This is a genomic window from Paenibacillus sp. ICGEB2008 (assembly GCF_000307675.1).
In the GTDB taxonomy this organism is placed as follows: Bacteria; Bacillota; Bacilli; order Paenibacillales; family Paenibacillaceae; genus Paenibacillus; species Paenibacillus polymyxa.
On sequence record NZ_AMQU01000028.1, the window covers coordinates 31,105 to 49,554 of the forward strand.

The 18,450-nt window shown below is 49.2% G+C and carries 13 protein-coding genes, 2 pseudogenes and 1 riboswitch; of the genes and pseudogenes, 4 read left to right on the forward strand and 11 right to left on the reverse strand.

The window, feature by feature from the left end; translation table 11 throughout:
- Positions 1–164: 164 nt before the first annotated feature.
- From C400_RS0123445 to C400_RS0123470, 6 genes and pseudogenes are all read right to left on the reverse strand, one after another.
- Positions 165–407, reverse strand: a complete 243-nt coding sequence (locus tag C400_RS0123445; protein ID WP_013369430.1) for a hypothetical protein — start codon at positions 405–407, stop codon at positions 165–167.
- 36 nt (positions 408–443) lie between these two features.
- The gene (locus C400_RS0123450) at positions 444–1,310 is read right to left on the reverse strand and encodes an inositol monophosphatase family protein (RefSeq protein WP_017428433.1); all 867 of its coding nucleotides are present in this window, start codon (positions 1,308–1,310) and stop codon (positions 444–446) included.
- Between the two features lie 173 nt (positions 1,311–1,483).
- The gene (gene uvsE, locus C400_RS0123455; RefSeq protein WP_013369428.1) at positions 1,484–2,485 is read right to left on the reverse strand and encodes a UV DNA damage repair endonuclease UvsE; all 1,002 of its coding nucleotides are present in this window, start codon (positions 2,483–2,485) and stop codon (positions 1,484–1,486) included.
- Positions 2,486–2,624: 139 nt separating this feature from the next.
- Positions 2,625–2,948, reverse strand: coding sequence for a hypothetical protein (locus tag C400_RS0123460; protein WP_016819326.1), 324 nt, complete (start codon positions 2,946–2,948; stop codon positions 2,625–2,627).
- Between the two features lie 102 nt (positions 2,949–3,050).
- Positions 3,051–4,138, reverse strand: a pseudogene (locus C400_RS0123465) (D-alanine--D-alanine ligase).
- A 73-nt stretch (positions 4,139–4,211) separates the two neighbouring features.
- Complete coding sequence (locus C400_RS0123470; RefSeq protein ID WP_017428434.1) at positions 4,212–5,207, reverse strand: amidase domain-containing protein; 996 nt, start codon at positions 5,205–5,207, stop codon at positions 4,212–4,214.
- Between the two features lie 421 nt (positions 5,208–5,628).
- Between C400_RS0123470 and acnA the strand changes: the two genes are divergently transcribed.
- A complete protein-coding gene (gene acnA / locus C400_RS0123475; protein ID WP_016819329.1) occupies positions 5,629–8,340 on the forward strand; it encodes an aconitate hydratase AcnA in 2,712 nt (903 codons plus the stop codon).
- Positions 8,341–8,512: 172 nt separating this feature from the next.
- On the opposite strand, the pseudogene C400_RS0123480 reads toward acnA, so the two are convergent.
- Positions 8,513–9,350 (reverse strand): annotated as a pseudogene (locus tag C400_RS0123480) (YitT family protein).
- A gap of 506 nt (positions 9,351–9,856) precedes the next feature.
- On the opposite strand from C400_RS0123480, the gene C400_RS28245 reads away from it, so the two are divergent.
- Positions 9,857–10,009 (forward strand): hypothetical protein, encoded by a 153-nt coding sequence (locus C400_RS28245; protein WP_010348453.1) that lies wholly within the window; start codon positions 9,857–9,859, stop codon positions 10,007–10,009.
- Positions 10,010–10,216: 207 nt separating this feature from the next.
- Here the strand turns inward: C400_RS28245 and thiC are convergent, their stop codons facing one another.
- Together thiC and C400_RS0123495 are read right to left on the reverse strand one after the other, a co-directional pair.
- Complete coding sequence (gene thiC / locus C400_RS0123490) at positions 10,217–12,061, reverse strand: phosphomethylpyrimidine synthase ThiC (RefSeq protein ID WP_017428435.1); 1,845 nt, start codon at positions 12,059–12,061, stop codon at positions 10,217–10,219.
- Positions 12,062–12,248: 187 nt separating this feature from the next.
- A riboswitch (TPP riboswitch) is annotated at positions 12,249–12,360 on the reverse strand.
- Positions 12,361–12,476: 116 nt separating this feature from the next.
- The gene (locus C400_RS0123495; protein ID WP_016819332.1) at positions 12,477–13,220 is read right to left on the reverse strand and encodes an IclR family transcriptional regulator; all 744 of its coding nucleotides are present in this window, start codon (positions 13,218–13,220) and stop codon (positions 12,477–12,479) included.
- A 298-nt stretch (positions 13,221–13,518) separates the two neighbouring features.
- Between C400_RS0123495 and C400_RS0123500 the strand changes: the two genes are divergently transcribed.
- Positions 13,519–14,556, forward strand: coding sequence for an alpha/beta hydrolase (locus C400_RS0123500; RefSeq protein ID WP_017428436.1), 1,038 nt, complete (start codon positions 13,519–13,521; stop codon positions 14,554–14,556).
- 104 nt (positions 14,557–14,660) lie between these two features.
- On the opposite strand, the gene C400_RS0123505 is transcribed toward C400_RS0123500, so the two are convergent.
- Positions 14,661–15,805, reverse strand: a protein-coding gene (locus C400_RS0123505) for an IS3 family transposase (protein ID WP_128574158.1) whose coding sequence is annotated in 2 segments (ribosomal slippage) — positions 14,661–15,532 and positions 15,532–15,805 — 1,146 coding nt in all. Because the reading frame shifts where the segments join, the coding sequence is not laid out codon by codon here.
- Between the two features lie 296 nt (positions 15,806–16,101).
- Here C400_RS0123505 and C400_RS0123515 point away from each other — a divergent pair.
- On the forward strand, positions 16,102–17,481 hold the full coding sequence (locus C400_RS0123515; protein WP_017428439.1) for a Fe-Mn family superoxide dismutase: 1,380 nt from the start codon (positions 16,102–16,104) through the stop codon (positions 17,479–17,481).
- An 11-nt stretch (positions 17,482–17,492) separates the two neighbouring features.
- Here the strand turns inward: C400_RS0123515 and C400_RS0123520 are convergent, their stop codons facing one another.
- Positions 17,493–18,338, reverse strand: coding sequence for a lipoate--protein ligase family protein (locus C400_RS0123520; RefSeq protein WP_016819335.1), 846 nt, complete (start codon positions 18,336–18,338; stop codon positions 17,493–17,495).
- Positions 18,339–18,450: the final 112 nt, after the last annotated feature.

Below are 18,450 nucleotides of genomic sequence, written 5' to 3' on the forward strand. Positions count from 1 at the left end.
CTTATGATGGATTCCAGCATTTTTGTAAGCGCTCTTAAAATAGGTAATCAGTACATGTCGCCTCCTTCGCTCATCCTGCACGGTCCAGCTCAAAATGGAGAAAACTCTATATTATACAAAATACCCCATGCCTTGGTCATTCGGCAAGAGGTATTTGGGTTTGCTTAGCGTTGATCGTTTGCTTTCGATTTGTCCGCCTTGCTCATATATTCGTCATATCGGTCATCAAGTTCACGTGCCATACTCCGGTATTTTCGCGTCTCTTCGACAATAGGGTCCATTTGAGTCTGAACCCGCACCTCATATTTGGGGCTGAGTCGTTCCCGTTTTTTGGCCTCATTCTCACGAATTTCGCCTTCCGTCAGCAGTTCACTGAGCTGGCGTTCCAATTCTTCGGATTGGCTCATCGCGATTTCCTCCTTCAGGATGATGGTTACGTAGTATTATAACCCGGTTGCGTCCGCTTCTTTCAGCACTTGAATAAGTTGAGAATGAATAGCTGTATTCGTAGCTACAACATGCCGTACACTCAGGTCATAAGGTTGGCCTAATGTGTTCGTAATGGTGCCTCCTGATTCCTGTACCAACAAAGCACCCGCGGCCACATCCCAGGCATTCAAACCGATTTCGCAATAAGCGGACAAGCGTCCCGACGCCACATAAGCCAAATGCAAGGCTGCCGAGCCGAGCGCCCGAATGCCCCGTACCTGAGGTGTAAGAACCTGCGTAATTTTCATATTCAACGGTTGTGCATACGTACGATCCGGCGGGAAGCCGATGCACACCAGACTATCTCCCAGCGTTTCTTCTTTCGATGCTTGCATGCGATTTCCGTGGACGTATGCGCCTTTTCCCTTTTCCGCTACGAACATTTCATCACGGGACGGATCATAAATTACCCCGACAATCACTTCGCCACGATGAGCCAAGGCAATAGACACACTGTAGTACGGCAGACTGTGCACGAAATTGGTAGTGCCGTCTACCGGATCAATGATCCATAAATATTCCTCTTCACGGGCAGCCTCTAATGCTCGGGCTGAAGCTTCAGCTCCCGGCTCTACCCCTTCTTCACCCAAAATGGCATGATCGGGAAAATGGGTGAGGATGAGTCTGCGAATCATCTGTTCTGCACCTTTATCTACCTCGGTTACTAGATCGGTCGAAGATTGCTTGGTATTCAATTGTTCAACAGTGCCCAGTCTGCTCTTAATCCATTCCCCGGCTTTGGATGCCGCATTAATAGCCACGGCCGTATAGCTTTTTCCTGATACGATATAGGGAACCTTTTCGTTTTCATGTTCGTTCAACGTGTTCACTCTACTTTCTATATCATTGTTACGTGGTTTATGAATCTGCCCTGCAGACAGTCTCTTAACCATCTCTGTTTCAGTACAAGTTTGATAGTTTACACATTCTAGTATACACAATAAGCTTCATAAAGTTTCTCCATATGGAAGCTTTATCCGCAAAATACTACTTTTTAAGGCGTAATTTCTATGGAAGCCCCATCCAACACTTTGACCCCGTTATCTTCCTGAAGACGCAGTTCATTCATTAATCCGAACAATGCTTCATCCTTAAGTTTGGCTTCAAGCATGACATCAATCCGATCCGTATATCCAGCAATATTACGCAGAAAGGTCAGCAACGGCTCCACCAGAACACCGTCTGCATGACCACGAGGGTCTTTTTCACTTTTAGGACTGGAGGCATGAATTTTGGGCGGCAATGGATGATCAGTAGAAGATCCGGCTTGAGCCAATTCCCCTTTCCAGGTATCCAATATATCCGGCCATAGCTCCCACGGCTTCTCCCCCTCGTTATTGACCCATTGATGATGAATATCGAGAACCATCGGCAAGCCCGTTATTTTGCAAGCTTCCAGTGTTTCCACCGCATTGAACGTTTTATCATCATTTTCCAATGTTAACCGTTGTCTTAATGAAAGATCCAGGGCATTCACTTGCTCTACAAAACGCTGACCTGAGGTCACCTTATCTCCGTAGGCACCACCAATATGAATGTTGTTCTTGGCTTCAGCACCAAGTCCCATGGCCTCCAGCATCGCCACGTGGTACTTCAGATCATTAATGGAGCTCTGTAACACTTCAGGACGGGGAGTGCTGAGCACTGTAAAATGATCGGGGTGAAACGATACCCTCATCTTATTCGCCTTGACATAGTCCCCCACCTCTGCAAAATCAGCGGCAAGCGCCTCAAACGGGTCCCAGTCCCGCAGATCCTGATGGGTCGCAAGCGGAATCAGCTTGGATGAGAAACGATAGACCTGAATATCACTCGCACGATTATGACGCAGCAGCCTCAATGTATTATGGAGATTTTCGGCTGCAATCCGTTCTAGCTTGCGGATCGCCGCTTCTCGGTCTCCGATCTTGTTAAAGCTGGCCATGGTCATAGTTTTAGAAGGGGATGCATTTTGCACGGTGACTGACATGGCAACATATCCGAACCTTACGATCATAGATGTCCTTCCTTTCAGCAGTTCGCAGTAGATGGCAAGGCCGCTTTCATTCTGTGACCTAAACCCCTTTTCTACTGATCATACCCGGAAAAGCACCTGCTGATTCGGTGTATTGCACAAAACTGTAAGAAACAAACAGCTAGGATTGCTGCTGTGCTCCAAAAAACATTTCATCCGCCAATGCGGTCTGAATTCTTGATTCCTCTTCATTCAGCTTACGAATGAGAGTCATTTCTACCTCGGTCACTTCGTCACCTTGGAAATTGATTTCGGCGATACAGCCCACAATCTGAACGATGGCTACTGCCACGTTGTCCACGCTGTAAGCGATGACCTTCTGTCCTGTCGGAAAAACACGCAGGCCGGATTTAACCATTTTGCCACGTCCATATTCCAGCAGTTCATAAAGTTCTTGTTCACTCTTGAATTTGCACACCGAGTTAAATTCAGTTTGAAAGCCCATGTGTAGCCGCCACCTTTCATATTTAAGAGTTTGGTAAAATGCTCAAGTCTATCAGTGTATATGAACAAAAAGGAGAGTGATCAGCTCCCCTTCGTTTTTCGTTTATGAGTTCTCATAGTGCAGTGCCGACCTGCGCTCATAACGCTCCAGTGCAAGAGCAATCATGCGATCCAGCAGACTTACATAGGATACGCCGGTTTCTCTCCACAATAATGGATACATGCTGAACGGTGTAAAGCCAGGCATTGTATTCACTTCATTAATAAGGATATGTCCATCTGAGCGTCTGACGAAGAAATCGGCACGGGAAATCCCGCAACCTTCCAGAGCACGGAAAGCTTGCAATGCGGCTTCACGGATACGATCTGCCACTTCCTCGTCCAGTGGTGCCGGAATGAGCATTTCCGATTGACCATCGGTATATTTGGCAGCATAGTCGTAGTAATCACTCGACGACACAATTTCACCCGGTACCGAGGCAATCGGCTCGTCATTGCCAAGTACGCTGACTTCAATCTCACGGGCATCGACGTACTCCTCCACAATCACCTTCAGGTCAAATTGCAGAGCCAGATCTACAGCCTTTTCCAGTTCTTCTCGGTTACTCGCTTTGGAAATACCAACACTCGATCCCAGATTGGCTGGTTTGACAAAGCAAGGATAACCCAACTCAGTCTCTATGTTACGCACCAAGTCATGACCGGTTTGTGCCCACTGTGTACTATTAAAATAGCAGTATTTCACTTGCGGCAATCCTGCATGCTCAAACAGCTTCTTCATGACGCCTTTATCCATACCTGCTGCCGAAGCCAGCACGCCTGCCCCGACATAGGCATATCAGCCATTTCGAACAGACCCTGAATCGTTCCATCTTCGCCAAAGGTGCCGTGCAGCAGCGGAAACAGTACATCCAGCGTCTGCTCTCCATACAACTTGCCGAACAACGTATCTAATGCCGCCTTGGTGCCGCCCTCAGCGTGCTCCAGCTTCAATTGGTCTACAGTAGTCAAAGGCGCACTTAACAGCGTCCCTCTACGCCAATCGCCAGCCTTCGTAATATAAAAAGGAATAATCTCGTATTTCTCATAGTTAAAAGCGTTCATTACCGCATACGCCGTTTGCAGCGATACCTCATGTTCGCCCGATTTACCACCGTACACCAGCCCTACGGTCAATTTTTGATTTGCCATGCCTATCCTCCGCTTTCCTGCTTTCGTCATTGTGCCTGATTTGCTTCACTGTACCTGTTATCCATCATCTCATTTAAAAATAGTCGGCGATGTGATAAAAGCGATATACCGTATTGTCCGTCCACGCATACGAATTTTTATAGTCCCAATAACGATGTCTAGAGCTTACCGTATGTGCATTGACTAGCGGCATGCCGCCAGCATCAAAGGCCGTTACCACCGTGCTGTGCTGGAAAGTTCCGTCACCATCCCAATCATAAAAAATGACGTCCCCCAGCATGAGCTGCTCCGGTCGACTCACCTGCTCTGCGGTCAACCCCCAGGAGCTGGAGCCCAAATACCGCTCCAGACTGTTGGAAACCGCCCAGCTATAGCTCCACAGCTCACGTCCGGCGACCCGTCCTTTATACCACCAGCCCGATTCTCTTTTACCAGTATAGTGGATCGGTGCACCACCTGCAAAGAGGCACTGCGAGATATAATTGGTGCAATCCACATCAAACGCCTCAAACTCCGGGTTAAAGCTATCCCACCACTGATCTGCATAGGCCGCTGCTTCTTCACGACGATATCGGCTGGGGCGTGCTGATGAGCCGAAGCCCAGCACACCACGATTCAATAGCGGCAGACTTCCTCCCTGATTAAACGACGCTTGTTCAAAAGGAACCTCTCCTCCCGCCGGCTTTCTTTCTGCCGGATCGCGCTCAATCCTCGTCACCTGCCAGGCTTCGCCCTCGCGTGTAAACGTTAGACGCTCCCGTTCAATCCGATCCTCCCGGTGCGTCATCCCGCCCTTCTCATAAAAGAGCCTCACATGCAGTTGTACATCGACCACTGCCTCATCCGGGGTATCCTGCACTATTCGTAGTGGCTTGGCGCGTGTCTCGCTGCGCAGGGGAATAGCGTCCCGTTCGTTGTACCACTGCTCCAATCTGGCCGCACGTGCCGCCCGCTCCATTCGCTGGCCCACTTCCAGGTACTCATCCGGCTGTGGTACACCATTTACCTCACTGCGATTGTACTGATTCACATAAGCAAAAAGGGCCTGTTTCCATTCCCGCTCCCCCATCCCTATCCCTCCATTTTTCGTCTCGCTATCCTTATTCGGGGATAACCACGCTGATATATAACTTCCTTCTTTCTCTCTGGTCGGATATGCTCTCTATCTATAAGTATGAATCTCTAAAGCTTGGTATGAACATCGAAACGCGGGGGAACGGAACGTTTTATTTTCCAGTCTGAACACGCATAATTTAGGTCAAAAAAAACTTTACGGAACCGTCTGAAAACGGTATACTTAATCCAAAAGCAATCATTTTGAAATCATGTTTCATCTAATGAAACGAATTACATTCATCTCAACCTCTTAACTTACAATGTACCACTGAAGATGAAATTGAGAACGCAACCAATTAAAACCAAATGTGCATGACGTCGAAAAAAGACATCCCTATTTTCCCGCAAGCATCTACTTCAAGGAGGTAATACTTATGTCAGGAAAAGATCAATTCTCCATTGCCCGTAGTTTGGAAGTTAACGGGAAGCCTTATCGCTACTACAGTCTTAAGGCACTGGAGGAACAAGGAAAAAGCGGTGTTGCCAAGCTGCCTTTCTCCATTAAAGTGTTGCTGGAAGCAGCGGTTCGCCAGTTTGACGGACGCGCCATTACGGAGGAACATGTGCAGCAGTTGACAGGCTGGGCTGAGGATCGTGACACCAACAAGGAAATTCCGTTCATTCCTGCACGTATCGTGCTTCAGGATTTTACTGGCGTCCCGGTGGTTGTCGATTTGGCAGCTATGCGTGATACGGTGAAAAAAGCGGGCGGCGATCCGAAACAAATCAACCCGCTCGTTCCCGTCGATCTCGTAATCGACCACTCGGTCATGGTTGATGCCTTCGGTACCAGTGACGCGCTGGACTACAATATTAATGTAGAGTTTGAACGTAACGAAGAACGGTATCGTTTTTTGCGCTGGGCGCAAACGGCATTCAATAACTTCCGTGCGGTGCCGCCGTCCACCGGTATCGTTCATCAGGTTAATCTAGAGTATCTCGCTTCCGTGGCTGCCACCAAAACCATCGACGGCGAAACGGTTGTCTTCCCGGATTCCCTTGTGGGAACGGACTCCCATACGACGATGATTAACGGACTCGGTGTCGTAGGCTGGGGCGTCGGCGGGATCGAGGCAGAGGCGGGTATGCTGGGGCAGCCGCTGTATTTTGTCACTCCCGATGTGATCGGCTTCAAGCTGACAGGTAGCCTGTCGGAAGGAGCTACCGCTACCGACCTGGCGCTGACAGTCACGCAAATGCTGCGTAAAAAAGGCGTGGTCGGCAAATTCGTAGAATTTTACGGCCCAGGTCTGGCCAACATTAGCTTGGCTGACCGTGCGACCGTGGCCAACATGGCACCGGAATACGGCGCAACGATCGGCTTTTTCCCGGTTGATGCCGAAACGCTGGCTTACCTGCGCAGCACCGGACGTTCCGATGAGCAAGTCAGCCTCGTAGAGGAATATTACAAAGCTCAAGGCATGTTCCGCACATCCGATACCCCAGACCCTGTGTTCAGCGATACGCTTGAGCTGGACCTGGCTTCGGTTGTACCGAGTCTCGCAGGACCCAAACGTCCGCAGGACCGTGTTGAGCTAAGCCGCATGAAAGAAACTTTCGAAGGCATTATCCGTACCCCGGTAGACAAAGGCGGCTATGGACTGAGCGATGAAAAGATCGCACAGAAGGTTCCACTGACCCATCCGGACGGCTCCACCAGTGAGCTGGGTACTGGCTCAGTCGTGATTGCAGCCATTACAAGCTGCACGAACACCTCCAACCCAAGCGTTATGCTAGGCGCGGGCTTGCTCGCCAAAAAGGCAGTACAGCGCGGGCTCAAAAAGCCAGGCTATGTTAAAACAAGCTTGACACCAGGCTCGCTTGTCGTAACGGAGTACCTGCAAAAAGCCGGGCTGATCGAACCGCTTGAAGCCCTCGGCTTCCATGTGGCAGGCTATGGCTGCGCGACCTGTATCGGTAACTCTGGACCCCTTCCTGACGAAGTGAGTCAGGCCATTACAGACAATGATCTGACCGTTGGCGCAGTTATTTCCGGTAACCGGAACTTTGAAGGACGTGTGCATGCGCAAGTCAAAGCCAACTATCTCGGCTCACCGCCACTGGTAGTCGCTTATGCTCTCGCCGGCACGGTAAATATTGATTTGGTGAACGAACCACTCGGTTACGATCAGGACAATCAGCCTGTCTACCTGAAAGATATCTGGCCTACTTCCGAAGAAATCAAGGAAGCGATCAGCCTGTCTCTGAGTCCGGATATGTTCCGTCGCAAATACGAAAATGTATTTACGGCCAACGAAAAATGGAATTCCATTCCGGTTCCTGAAGGCGAACTGTATGAATGGGATGAAAACTCAACTTATATTCAAAATCCGCCGTTCTTTGAAGGGCTTCAGGATGGTGTGCAGGATATCAAGGAAATCCGTAATGCCCGTGTACTTGCCTTGCTGAATGATTCGGTCACGACAGACCACATCTCACCAGCAGGCAACATCGCCCCTTCCAGCCCGGCAGGACTGTACTTGAAGGAGCATGGTGTAGAGCGCAAGGACTTCAACTCCTATGGCTCCCGTCGCGGTAACCATGAAGTCATGATGCGCGGTACATTCGCCAACATCCGTATCCGCAACAATGTAGCTCCAGGCACCGAAGGCGGTGTGACCAAGTACTTGCCTACAGATGAGGAAATGTCCATCTATGATGCATCCATGAAATATCAGGCAGCCGATCAGAACCTGATCGTCATCGCCGGCAAGGAATACGGCACAGGCAGCTCCCGTGACTGGGCGGCCAAAGGTACGCTTTTGCTAGGTGTTAAAGCCGTCATTGCTGAAAGCTTCGAGCGGATTCACCGCAGTAACCTGGTCGGTATGGGTGTATTGCCGCTGCAATTCCAGGAAGGCTATGGCTGGTCCAGCTTGGGCCTGAACGGTCGCGAAACCTTCGACATTCTCGGCATTGACAATGACGTGAAACCAGGTCAAGAACTTACGGTTGTAGCCAAACGCGAGGATGGCACCAAGTTCGAATTCCCAGTCACTGCCCGTCTGGACAGCACCGTCGACATCGACTACTACCACAACGGTGGTATCTTGCAAACCGTACTGCGTCAAATGATTCAAGCGTAATGATATAGCATTATATATACAACACCCCTGATTGCAGATTCATCTGCGATTCAGGGGTGTTTTTTATCTGTATGAGGCCCTATGTAAGGCAACAAACAGGACAAAAAAAAGTCGATCCTCTCAGGACCGACTTCTAGCCACGTTCTCTTATAACCTTAGCTTCACACGCCAATTACTTCGAAATATCCAAAAAGCCCTCTCCGAATACGTCCCGTACGTCATGAATGGTGATAAATGCTGCTGTATCGATAGCTTTCACAATCTTTTTAAGCGCTGACACCTCTTGTTTGCTAATGACGATATATAAAACTTCTTTTGGATTTTTGGTGTAATATCCGTGGCCTGACAGGACGGTGACTCCACGGTCCATCTGCGTAATGACCATCTCGGCAATTTTGTCTTGATGCTCCGAAATGATCATGACCGCTTTTTTCGGATTCAATCCTTCAATCATGAAATCCATAACTTTCGTACCGACGTACAAAATAACGATAGTTAGCATTAATTTTTCCGGGCCGATAATAAAGTAGGAAGAGAAGGCGACAATCAGATCAAAAAACAACAAGGCATAGCTGATATTCCAATCCAGATACTTGTTGGCAATCCGGGCTAAAATGACTGTTCCTGCCGTTGTACCACCGACCCGTACAATTAAGCCAATGCCGACCCCTACCAAAACTCCGGCAAATACGGCATTAATCGTCGGCTCATGCGAATCAATCCGCCAGTTGACTGTTAAATGTAAAAACAGCGAGTTAAAAGCGACCGCAATTATAGTATACAGAGTCGTTCTCTTGTCCAAAAATTTATATCCGACAATCAGCAGCAAGCCATTAATGACCAGATTGACGATCGAGGGAGACCACTGAAACAGGTAGTACAAGATGATCGTGACCCCTGTAACGCCCCCCTCGCCAAATTCATTCGGGATCACATACAGATTAACAGCCAGCGCGAAAAAAAAACGCACCCAGAATAATAAATACGATATCTGCAATACTTTTTTTCATATATGCTCTAATCCTCTCTCTAACATTTCAACGGATGAATTGCCAGATGGATTGGCTGACTCTTCTTGCCAAAATACGCTGACAACCAGTTCATGGTATCCACTACCCAACATAAAGTCAATACAACTTTGACACTTTAATTCGCCACCAGACTGCCTTAGTCCAACCTTATAATTCCGCAAAATTCCGCTAATACAAGGTTATTCGACAAAAAAACACAATCCCGACTACTAAACTGAGAAAACGGGCCTCTAGCCCTTGTTTAGGCCCTAGGCACATTTTCCCCTAAAATGACCATCCTCCTAATACACATTTTGGACACATACGACCATCTTCCTGTTTTATGTCAAAAGCGTTTTACTTTGGATAAATGCGGGTATAATGATTGAAACATTACCAAGCAACCTACACGGCATTACAACATCAAGTACATATACATAGTCCTATACAGACGTCCTAAGCAACTCAATCTGAATTTGACAAAATGGAATTGGAGGAATGACCACATGAATACAATGAACTTAACTGTCCACACCCTGATGCCTTTTCACCACCAATACCAACGTGCCAACGCGGTGAGTATGCAGAAGAAAGAAGATAGCTCGGAGAAGAAGCTCAGCTTTCAGGACATTTTGAATGAAAAAATGGGTAAAAAATAAAGCTCCGTTAATCCGGTAGCATGATCCCGCTTTACATAAGCTGAAAAGCCGTAGTTTTCTACATCAACTGTAGAGAACCACGGCTTTTTGTTACTCACGCGTTTCTAAACCTTGCTCATACGTTTATGGAAATAAACCTCTGACGAGCTTAACTGTACTTTTCGTTGAGGCTTCCCAGTTGATTGACTTTTGTATCGCTACCGATTTTTACTGCCCAGCTTCCCGATACTGCTCTGCCTTCTCTCGCATCCCGGCGGCAACGGCTTCCTCAGTATTCAGTCCCTTATCGGCCGCATAGGCACGAATGTCCTGCGTGATACGCATACTACAAAACTTGGGACCGCACATCGAGCAAAAGTGGGCTTCCTTGGCCCCTTCTGCTGGTAGCGTTTCATCATGGTAGGACAATGCCCGCTCAGGGTCAAGCGAGAGATTGAACTGATCGCGCCAGCGGAATTCAAAACGCGCCTTGGACAAAGCATCGTCCCGCTGCTGTGCCCGCGGATGACCCTTCGCCAGATCAGCAGCATGCGCGGCAATTTTGTAGGTAATAACTCCTTCGCGGACATCATCCTTGTTCGGCAGACCCAAGTGCTCCTTCGGCGTAACGTAGCACAACATGGACGTCCCGAACCAACCGATCATCGCCGCCCCGATAGCTGAGGTAATATGATCATATCCTGGCGCGATATCCGTCGTCAGCGGCCCTAAAGTATAAAAGGGGGCTTCCTTACAAATCTCCATTTGTAAATCCACATTCTCCTTGATTTTGTGCATAGGGACATGTCCTGGCCCTTCAATCATGACCTGGACATCATGCTTCCATGCAATTTGCGTGAGCTCGCCCAACGTCTCTAGCTCTGCAAATTGTGCTTCATCATTCGCATCATAGATACTCCCTGGACGCAGACCATCCCCGAGAGAAAAGGCCACATCGTAGGCTTTCATAATTTCACAGATTTCTTCAAAATGCGTATACAAAAAATTCTCCTGATGGTGTGCAAGGCACCAGGCTGCCATGATCGACCCGCCCCGGGATACAATTCCCGTCATTCTGTTCGCCGTCATCGGTATATATCGCAGCAATACACCCGCATGGATCGTAAAATAGTCCACTCCCTGCTCCGCCTGCTCAATCAGCGTGTCTCGATACAGTTCCCACGTCAGCTTCTCAGCTTCGCCGTTCACCTTTTCTAGTGCCTGATATAGCGGCACCGTTCCAATCGGTACAGGCGAATTCCTGATGATCCATTCGCGCGTCGTATGAATATTACGACCTGTGGACAGGTCCATGACCGTGTCTGATCCCCAGCGTACAGCCCAGGTCATCTTCTCCACTTCTTCCTCAATGGAGGACGAAACCGCAGAATTCCCAATGTTCGCATTGATCTTTACGTGAAAATGGCGTCCAATGACCATGGGTTCGCTTTCCGGGTGATTGATATTTGAAGGTAAAATAGCTCGTCCAGCCGCCAGCTCCTGTCGTACAAACTCGGGCTCTACGCCTTCGCGGATCGCCGCAAATTCCATTTCAGGCGTAATGATCCCTTGCCGCGCATAGTGCATTTGCGTCACAGTACGCCCTTGCAAAGCCCGTAGCGGACGGTTGGTCACGCCGGGAAATTCCACTGTCTCCCGTTTGGAGCCGGGCTTCATCCCGTTATCCTCCGGCTTGACGGCGCGGCCCTCATAAGCCTCCACATCTCCCCGTTCCAGTGCCCAAGCTCGCCGTAATGGTGGCAATCCCTGACGGATGTCGACCTGGTAGGCTTCGTCCGTCATCGGACCGCTGGTATCATACACACGCAGTGGCTCATGATGCTCGGTGCCCTGAGGCGTATGTGTGGGTTGTAGCGCGATTTCACGCTCAGGCACAGCAATATCCGGCCGAGAACCTTGAATATACACCTTACGGCTCCCCGGAAAGGGCTTTAGCCCACTGGCTTGCTCCGCTTTGGCCTTCTCTCCCTCTACTTCTATTATTCCCGCCAATCCTGCATCTGCTGATTTCACTCCTGTTTCTTTTGTTCCTTTTGTTTCCGTCGGTTTCATGGTCCATTCCTCCCGTATCGTTGAAATGACACACCGATCCGGAACCATTCCCAGGGTGGCGCTGATCTATGCAAAAAAGCCGGTTCCCTAGGGAACCGGCTAATCAAACGAGACAGCTATCCAAACCGATCGCACGTGGAATAATCATATTCCAATGCGCGGCCGTAGACAGCAGCTGCGTATACATTTCAATGGCCGATTACTTCCCTACGCTGGTATGATCCAGATCAGGTGCAAAGGGTCCGGAATCTTGCCTGATTCCATCTCAGCCCGCATTACAGGCTCCCCCAGTAACTGTGATACTTTCTATTCACATGAATTGGCGGCTATAACAAACATCCCGCCATCTCTATCAGACTACTTTAAATTTATAGCTTTGGCAACCCTTGTATGATTTCCTTTGTATTGATTACTGTCACGGAAGCATAAGCCCCATTTCCTTGGCTGCTTCGATCAAAATCGGTGCAAACTCATGCAGCGTCTCGGGCGCAAGTCGACTGACCGGGCCGGATACAGATAAAGCCGCCGTGACCTGTCCCTTTCGGTTCACAATAGGCGCGGCCACAGCCGCAGCTCCTGGCTCACGTTCTTCATAGCTGGTCGCATAGCCCTTCTCACGAATGTCCTGCAGCTGGGCTTTATAAACCTCCGGGTCTACCGAAGGTGGCCATTCTTCACTGCTTAGCAATACCTCCAGCTCCTGCGGTGGCATAAAGGCCGCCAGCACCTTGCTGGAGGCTCCCACAGCCAGCGGCATACGCGCACCCACAGGCGCAACCCTGCGGATCGCCTGATTGCTCTGCACGGCTTGTATGCGAATACGCATGCTTCCATCCCGCAGGTACAAGCTGACTGTCTCCCCTAAGCGATCACGCAGTCCTTCCATTGCAGGCTGTAACAACACCGCCGGCTCATCGCTTTGGGACAGATGCGTGGACAGCTCCCATATGCGAAAACCAAGCCTATATTTTTCCGTTTCGGCATTCCGAACGACAAATCCCCGATCCTCCAGCGTAGTCAAAAGACGATGAACAGTGCTTTTATGTAGACCAATTTGGGAGGCAATCTCCGTTAGACCAAGATCAGATTCTGCGGTAAAACACAGCAGTATATCAAGTGCACGCTCTACAGCGCGGACGGTTAATTTACGGTCTTCCATCGTGAACCGCTCCTCTTGTATCCATATTCGTTTCACACTATGAAACATGGTTACATAAATTATATAGAATAGTCGCGGCTACTGTAAACCGATGTTTTTGTGACAACCATATTACAGAACAAGAACAAACATCGACAATTCTTTGCATCATTTTTACTTTTCCGGTTCAGGCGTTGACTTTGGATAATAGCCATCATACGATAATAGGTATCTATACGAACATACCCTACTATTTTCAAGTGGAATTATACCTAAATTTTATGATTCGAAGATCAATTTTATATAAGGAGGCTCTTACATGATTTCGACATCCCAGCGCAACGCTCAGCTACAGACCGCTGTTCAGGAGCCGTCCACCCCACTCTTTAATCCCCGTATGCTGCGGTTCAAGCACGTTGTGATTGCTCTGCTGCTGTCGGTCGTATTTTTTCTGTTGTTTTGCTTTATTGCCTTGCATGCTTACATCGCCTGGGTGCTTACGAATCCCACCGTCGCACCCTTGTACTCTAATCCGATGCAGGCCAAAGGCATGCCTTATGAAGATGTCAGCTTCCCAGCGAAGGATGGTAGCCGCATCGTACAAGGCTGGTATATCCCGGCGGATCAATCGCGGAAAACCATTATTTTCAGTCATGGTTACGGGGCTAATCGCGAAGAAAGCTGGATTCCTATGTATGATCTGGCGCATTATGCCCACAGTCTGAACTTTAATGTGGTCATGTTTGATTATGGATTCGCGTCACAAAACAGCAAGGCCGTCGCAACCGGAGGTAAGGCGGAATCCCAGCAGCTTCTTGGAGCGATTCAGCTTGCGAAGCAACGCGGCTCGTCGGAAATTATCGTATGGGGCTTTTCTATGGGAGCAGGAACCGCTCTTCAGGCGGGCTTGCAAACCAAGGATGTGGACGCAATGATTTTGGACAGTACCTTCCTGCTGGAGCCAGATACACTGTACCATAACATTCACAATCAAATTAATCTGCCGAGACATCCGTCTTTGGAAATTTTGGAGTTGCTGTTTCCAGTCTTAAACGGCACCAGCTTGCATCAGATTCCATATCAAGAGGTTAAAAAGGAGAACTATCCGTTTCCAATCATGTTTGTGCATGGTACACAGGATGAAAAGGCTCCTTACCCCATTGCGGAAAAGCTTGCTGCCAATCAAACCAACCCGCTTTCCAGTGTATGGATTGTCAAAAACGGGATACATGAGCTTATTTTCAGAGAGCATCCCCGTGAATATTTGCGACGGGTATCGACATTTCTAAGCAGTGTACAGGAGCTGGAGGACAAGAAAACCACTGCTGCTGCCCATAAACAAACGACTACGAAGTAAGAAATTATTTTTAAAACAAGTATTCATCGTCTTAAAGAAGCCTGCCTATGGACACTGGGGACTGACCCCCATTTGTGAGACAGGGATCAAAACACCTTTCAAGTTTAAATAACCAGTCGCCTGTAATCTACTGGCGACTGGTTATTTAGTTTCGTTTGAATCCGAATTGAGTTATAGTAGTTGATGTAGTCTCGAACGGTCTGTACAACGATGGCAGTCGTTGTACAGATGAGATCTTCGAGGTAGAACGTTTCAGACTTTAGTGTGGAATGAAATGATTCGATGGGGGCATGATCAGCGGGCGTTCCTTTACGGGACATGCTCATGGTAATGCCTTTTCCCTTTACTGCAGCTTGATATGCCTGTGACGTATACACGCTTCCCTGGTCGCTATGGAGTAGCATGTTTGTCCGTTTTGGAAGTTGATTCAGCGTATCCAAAACCAAGGACGTATCTTGCTTGTCCGCTATACTGTAAGCCACAATTTCTCCGTTGTACAGATCTAGAATGCTGGAGAAGTACAACATCTTACCCCCAAACGGTAAATAGGTGATATCCGTGACGAGCTTTTGCAGGGGCGCCTCGGCATGGAATTGCCGCTTCAGCAGATTTTCCGCTAGATGAGCAGACTGTCCAGTGACCTTTCGTTTCTTCATCCTCACGCGGCACTGTAGCCCCTCACGCTGCATAATCCGCTGAACTCGTTTGTGATTCATTCTTTGCTCTGCCCGAAGGAGTGCGGTGATTTTCCGGTAACCATACCGAAATTTATGATGGATGCAAAGCCCCCGGATTTTCTCCACCGTAGCATCTGTGCGCTCTGTCTTCGCGGCTGCTTTCCAGCGGTAGTAGGTCGCTCTTGCGATCCCGATCCATCTACAAGCCTCAGACACCGTCACTTCGTCTCGAATGGATTCGATCCAGGCAACAGCGACTTCTGGTTCCACCTCCTTTCCAGTTCCTTGTACTTTTTTAGCAGGTCCAATTGCTGCTTCAGGAACCGGTTCTCCGCCTTTACTTTTTCAAGCTCTGAGGAGTATTCCGGACCTTTTCCGTAGCTGTATTGTTTACCCACAGGCTGCTCCAGACGATGCACTTCGCCTTTTCGATACCACCTCATCCATGTTTTTAGCTGTGTCTTATTCCGTATTCCCAGTTGCTCCATAACCTCTTTTACCGGAACTCTTGCCAATCTCATTTCAATAGCTTTCATCTTTATTTCTAGGGGGTAACTCACTCTCGTTGCCAACGTAAAAACACCTCCAAGGTTATCTCCATATCTTACGACATGGCTTGATTCTCTTGAAGGTGTTTTGATTTGTCTCACGTTATGGGGTCAGTCCCCACTTAACCCGTGCCGTAGACGGGCTTCTTTTTTTTATTTTCCATGAGTAATTATTGTTCTGCGCAACAGGTATAACCTGATGAAGGAAGTTCATAGACATATTCACGGTGAGACGGCGAATATACTGGGTACATATGCATCCAGGACAGATCTGCTAGATCTGCCGGATAGCTATAGCGGGATACGGGAGGTAAAAACGAATGCTGAGTACTTATGGGTCTTTCCTGCCCTTACGTGTGCTGGAGGAAATTCGTCATTGGAAGCAGCAGGAAAGTTGGCACGTGGAAGTGATTAAATCTGCTACTGAAGGGCTAGAGCCTGCTTATGTGCGGCTGCTGGATGATTGGCGAACCGTATTTGAACAAACGGAACGCACCGCCATCGAGCTGCTCGAAGAGCAACGGAGCGCGCTTGATCCGGCAGAACAGGCATGGCAGCATCAATGGAAAAAAGAGTCGTCTGTTCCTCAAGCACATACACACCAGCTGGATGAATCATCAGCACATTCAAGGGGATCAGACGCATCAGCAACTGGAGAGAAATCGTTGTCTGTTTCAGGCTTGAATTCACAGCCTGCCTCACAGGAATTAAATCGTCGACTGGACGATTTGCTGCAAACCGCGAACCGTCAATCACAAGAATATGTACGGCAGCTAGGTTTGCTGACTGAACACAGTCATGCATTGCGTCAACAGCCAAAATCCGCCGGAGTTGTAATACACGCAGCACATGAAAGTCAATATTTCCTGATCTCAACCACTCCCTTTCAAGAGCCCGGCTCCATCGCGCGAGCCGCTGGGTTGTATCATGTAGCGGCAGAGGGTGAGGATTACCCGGAGCAAGCGTTTCGAGAGCGGCATGCCGGCATGAGAGGAGAGGGTTCTGGGGCTACTAAAGGCGTCCAGTCCGGCCAGGCTCAACCTTCGCCAGCAGAAAAGTCCTTAATCGGTCGCCCGGTCCCTATTGGCGGACATCGGCTCCCTCCGCTTCCTTACCCTTATAATGCGCTTGAACCGTACATTGATGAAAAAACGATGCGTATTCACCATGACAAGCATCATTTGAGCTATGTGAATGATCTGAATAAAGCGGAAAAGAAACTGGAAGAAGCCCGAAAAACAGGTGATTTTGACCTCGTAAAGCATTGGGAACGTGAACTGGCATTTAACGGTGCAGGTCATTATCTGCATACTCTTTTTTGGACGATCATGAGCCCTCAAGGCGGTGGAAATCCAAGCGGACCGCTGGCTGAACAGATTAAAAAGGATTTTGGCAGCTACGATGCCTTCAAAAAGCAATTTAGTTCAGCAGCCGAAAAGGTCGAAGGCGGCGGCTGGGCCATTCTGGTGTGGAGTCCGCGCGCCGGGCGGCTTGAAATTTTGCAGGCCGAAAAGCACCAGAACCTGACTCAATGGGAGTCTATTCCGCTGCTGGCGATCGATGTGTGGGAACACGCATATTACTTAAAGCATCAGGCTGAACGCAATAAATACATCGAAGATTGGTGGCATGTCGTCAACTGGCCTGAGGTGGAAGCGCGCTACGCTCAAGCCTCCAAGCTGAGATGGCAACCATTCTAAGCTAAAATAAACTACACCTGCAAATCGTACCGCTCTCTGAGCGCTGCCATCTGTTCTGCCAATCCTTCCAGTTGCACCAGTGAGCCATCGGCAGGCAAAATGGCCGCCCGACTCTCGACTACACGGCGTAGCGATGCTGTGTACGCCTCGACAGACGGCACTCCGGCCAGCTCTGCCAGGCTGCCCATCGTTGCCGGATTAACCCGGGGATAATCCGGCTGCTGCACGCCTGCCGGTGTATCCCCGGCTGCCTCCCGATAAAACTGCTGCACCGCCTGTGCGCGCTCTGCTCCGTGGCCCTCAATCATCACAAAGGCCGTGATGATATACGCCTTGGCTTGACGCCGCTGTGCAATGCCGCAAAACTTGCGTCCTCGGACGCTCACATCGTAATCCCCGGGACAGAAGGACCCGATGATCTCTCCAGTCTGCGCCTCGGCAGACCACGGGGCCAGCGCATCGGCAATCAGCCCTGCCATGAGCCGAAAATCCTCATGCAGGCTGATGGCCCGCTGCGGATTCGGCAGGATCAAGGACAGGTTCAGTACCCCCCTGTCCAGCATGACAGCTGCTCCACCTGAAGGACGCACGCATACCGACGTTCCTGAACTACGCACTCGCTCCATCGCCTGTGGAGCGTTGGGAAGCCTGCGGTCCCGGTGACCAATCACAAGCGCTGCCGGATGCCGCCATACATGCAAAATGGGCGCAGCTCCTTTCCCTACTTGCCGACAAGCCAGCTCCTCCCAAGCCAGCGGAAACAATACGTCTTCCTGAGTAGTCATCAGTGGCGCTTCCAACCATTGCAACTCAGGCAATGCTGTTGTTATTTCTGTTGAGCTATGTATATGGTCCATACGTTATCCCCTATCTTAAAAATAACTGTTATCCATAGACTAATCGTAATTTTCAAGGCAGCATGCTGCTATTTTTTTATTTCATCTTCTTCACAGTAGCTATCCCATTGTC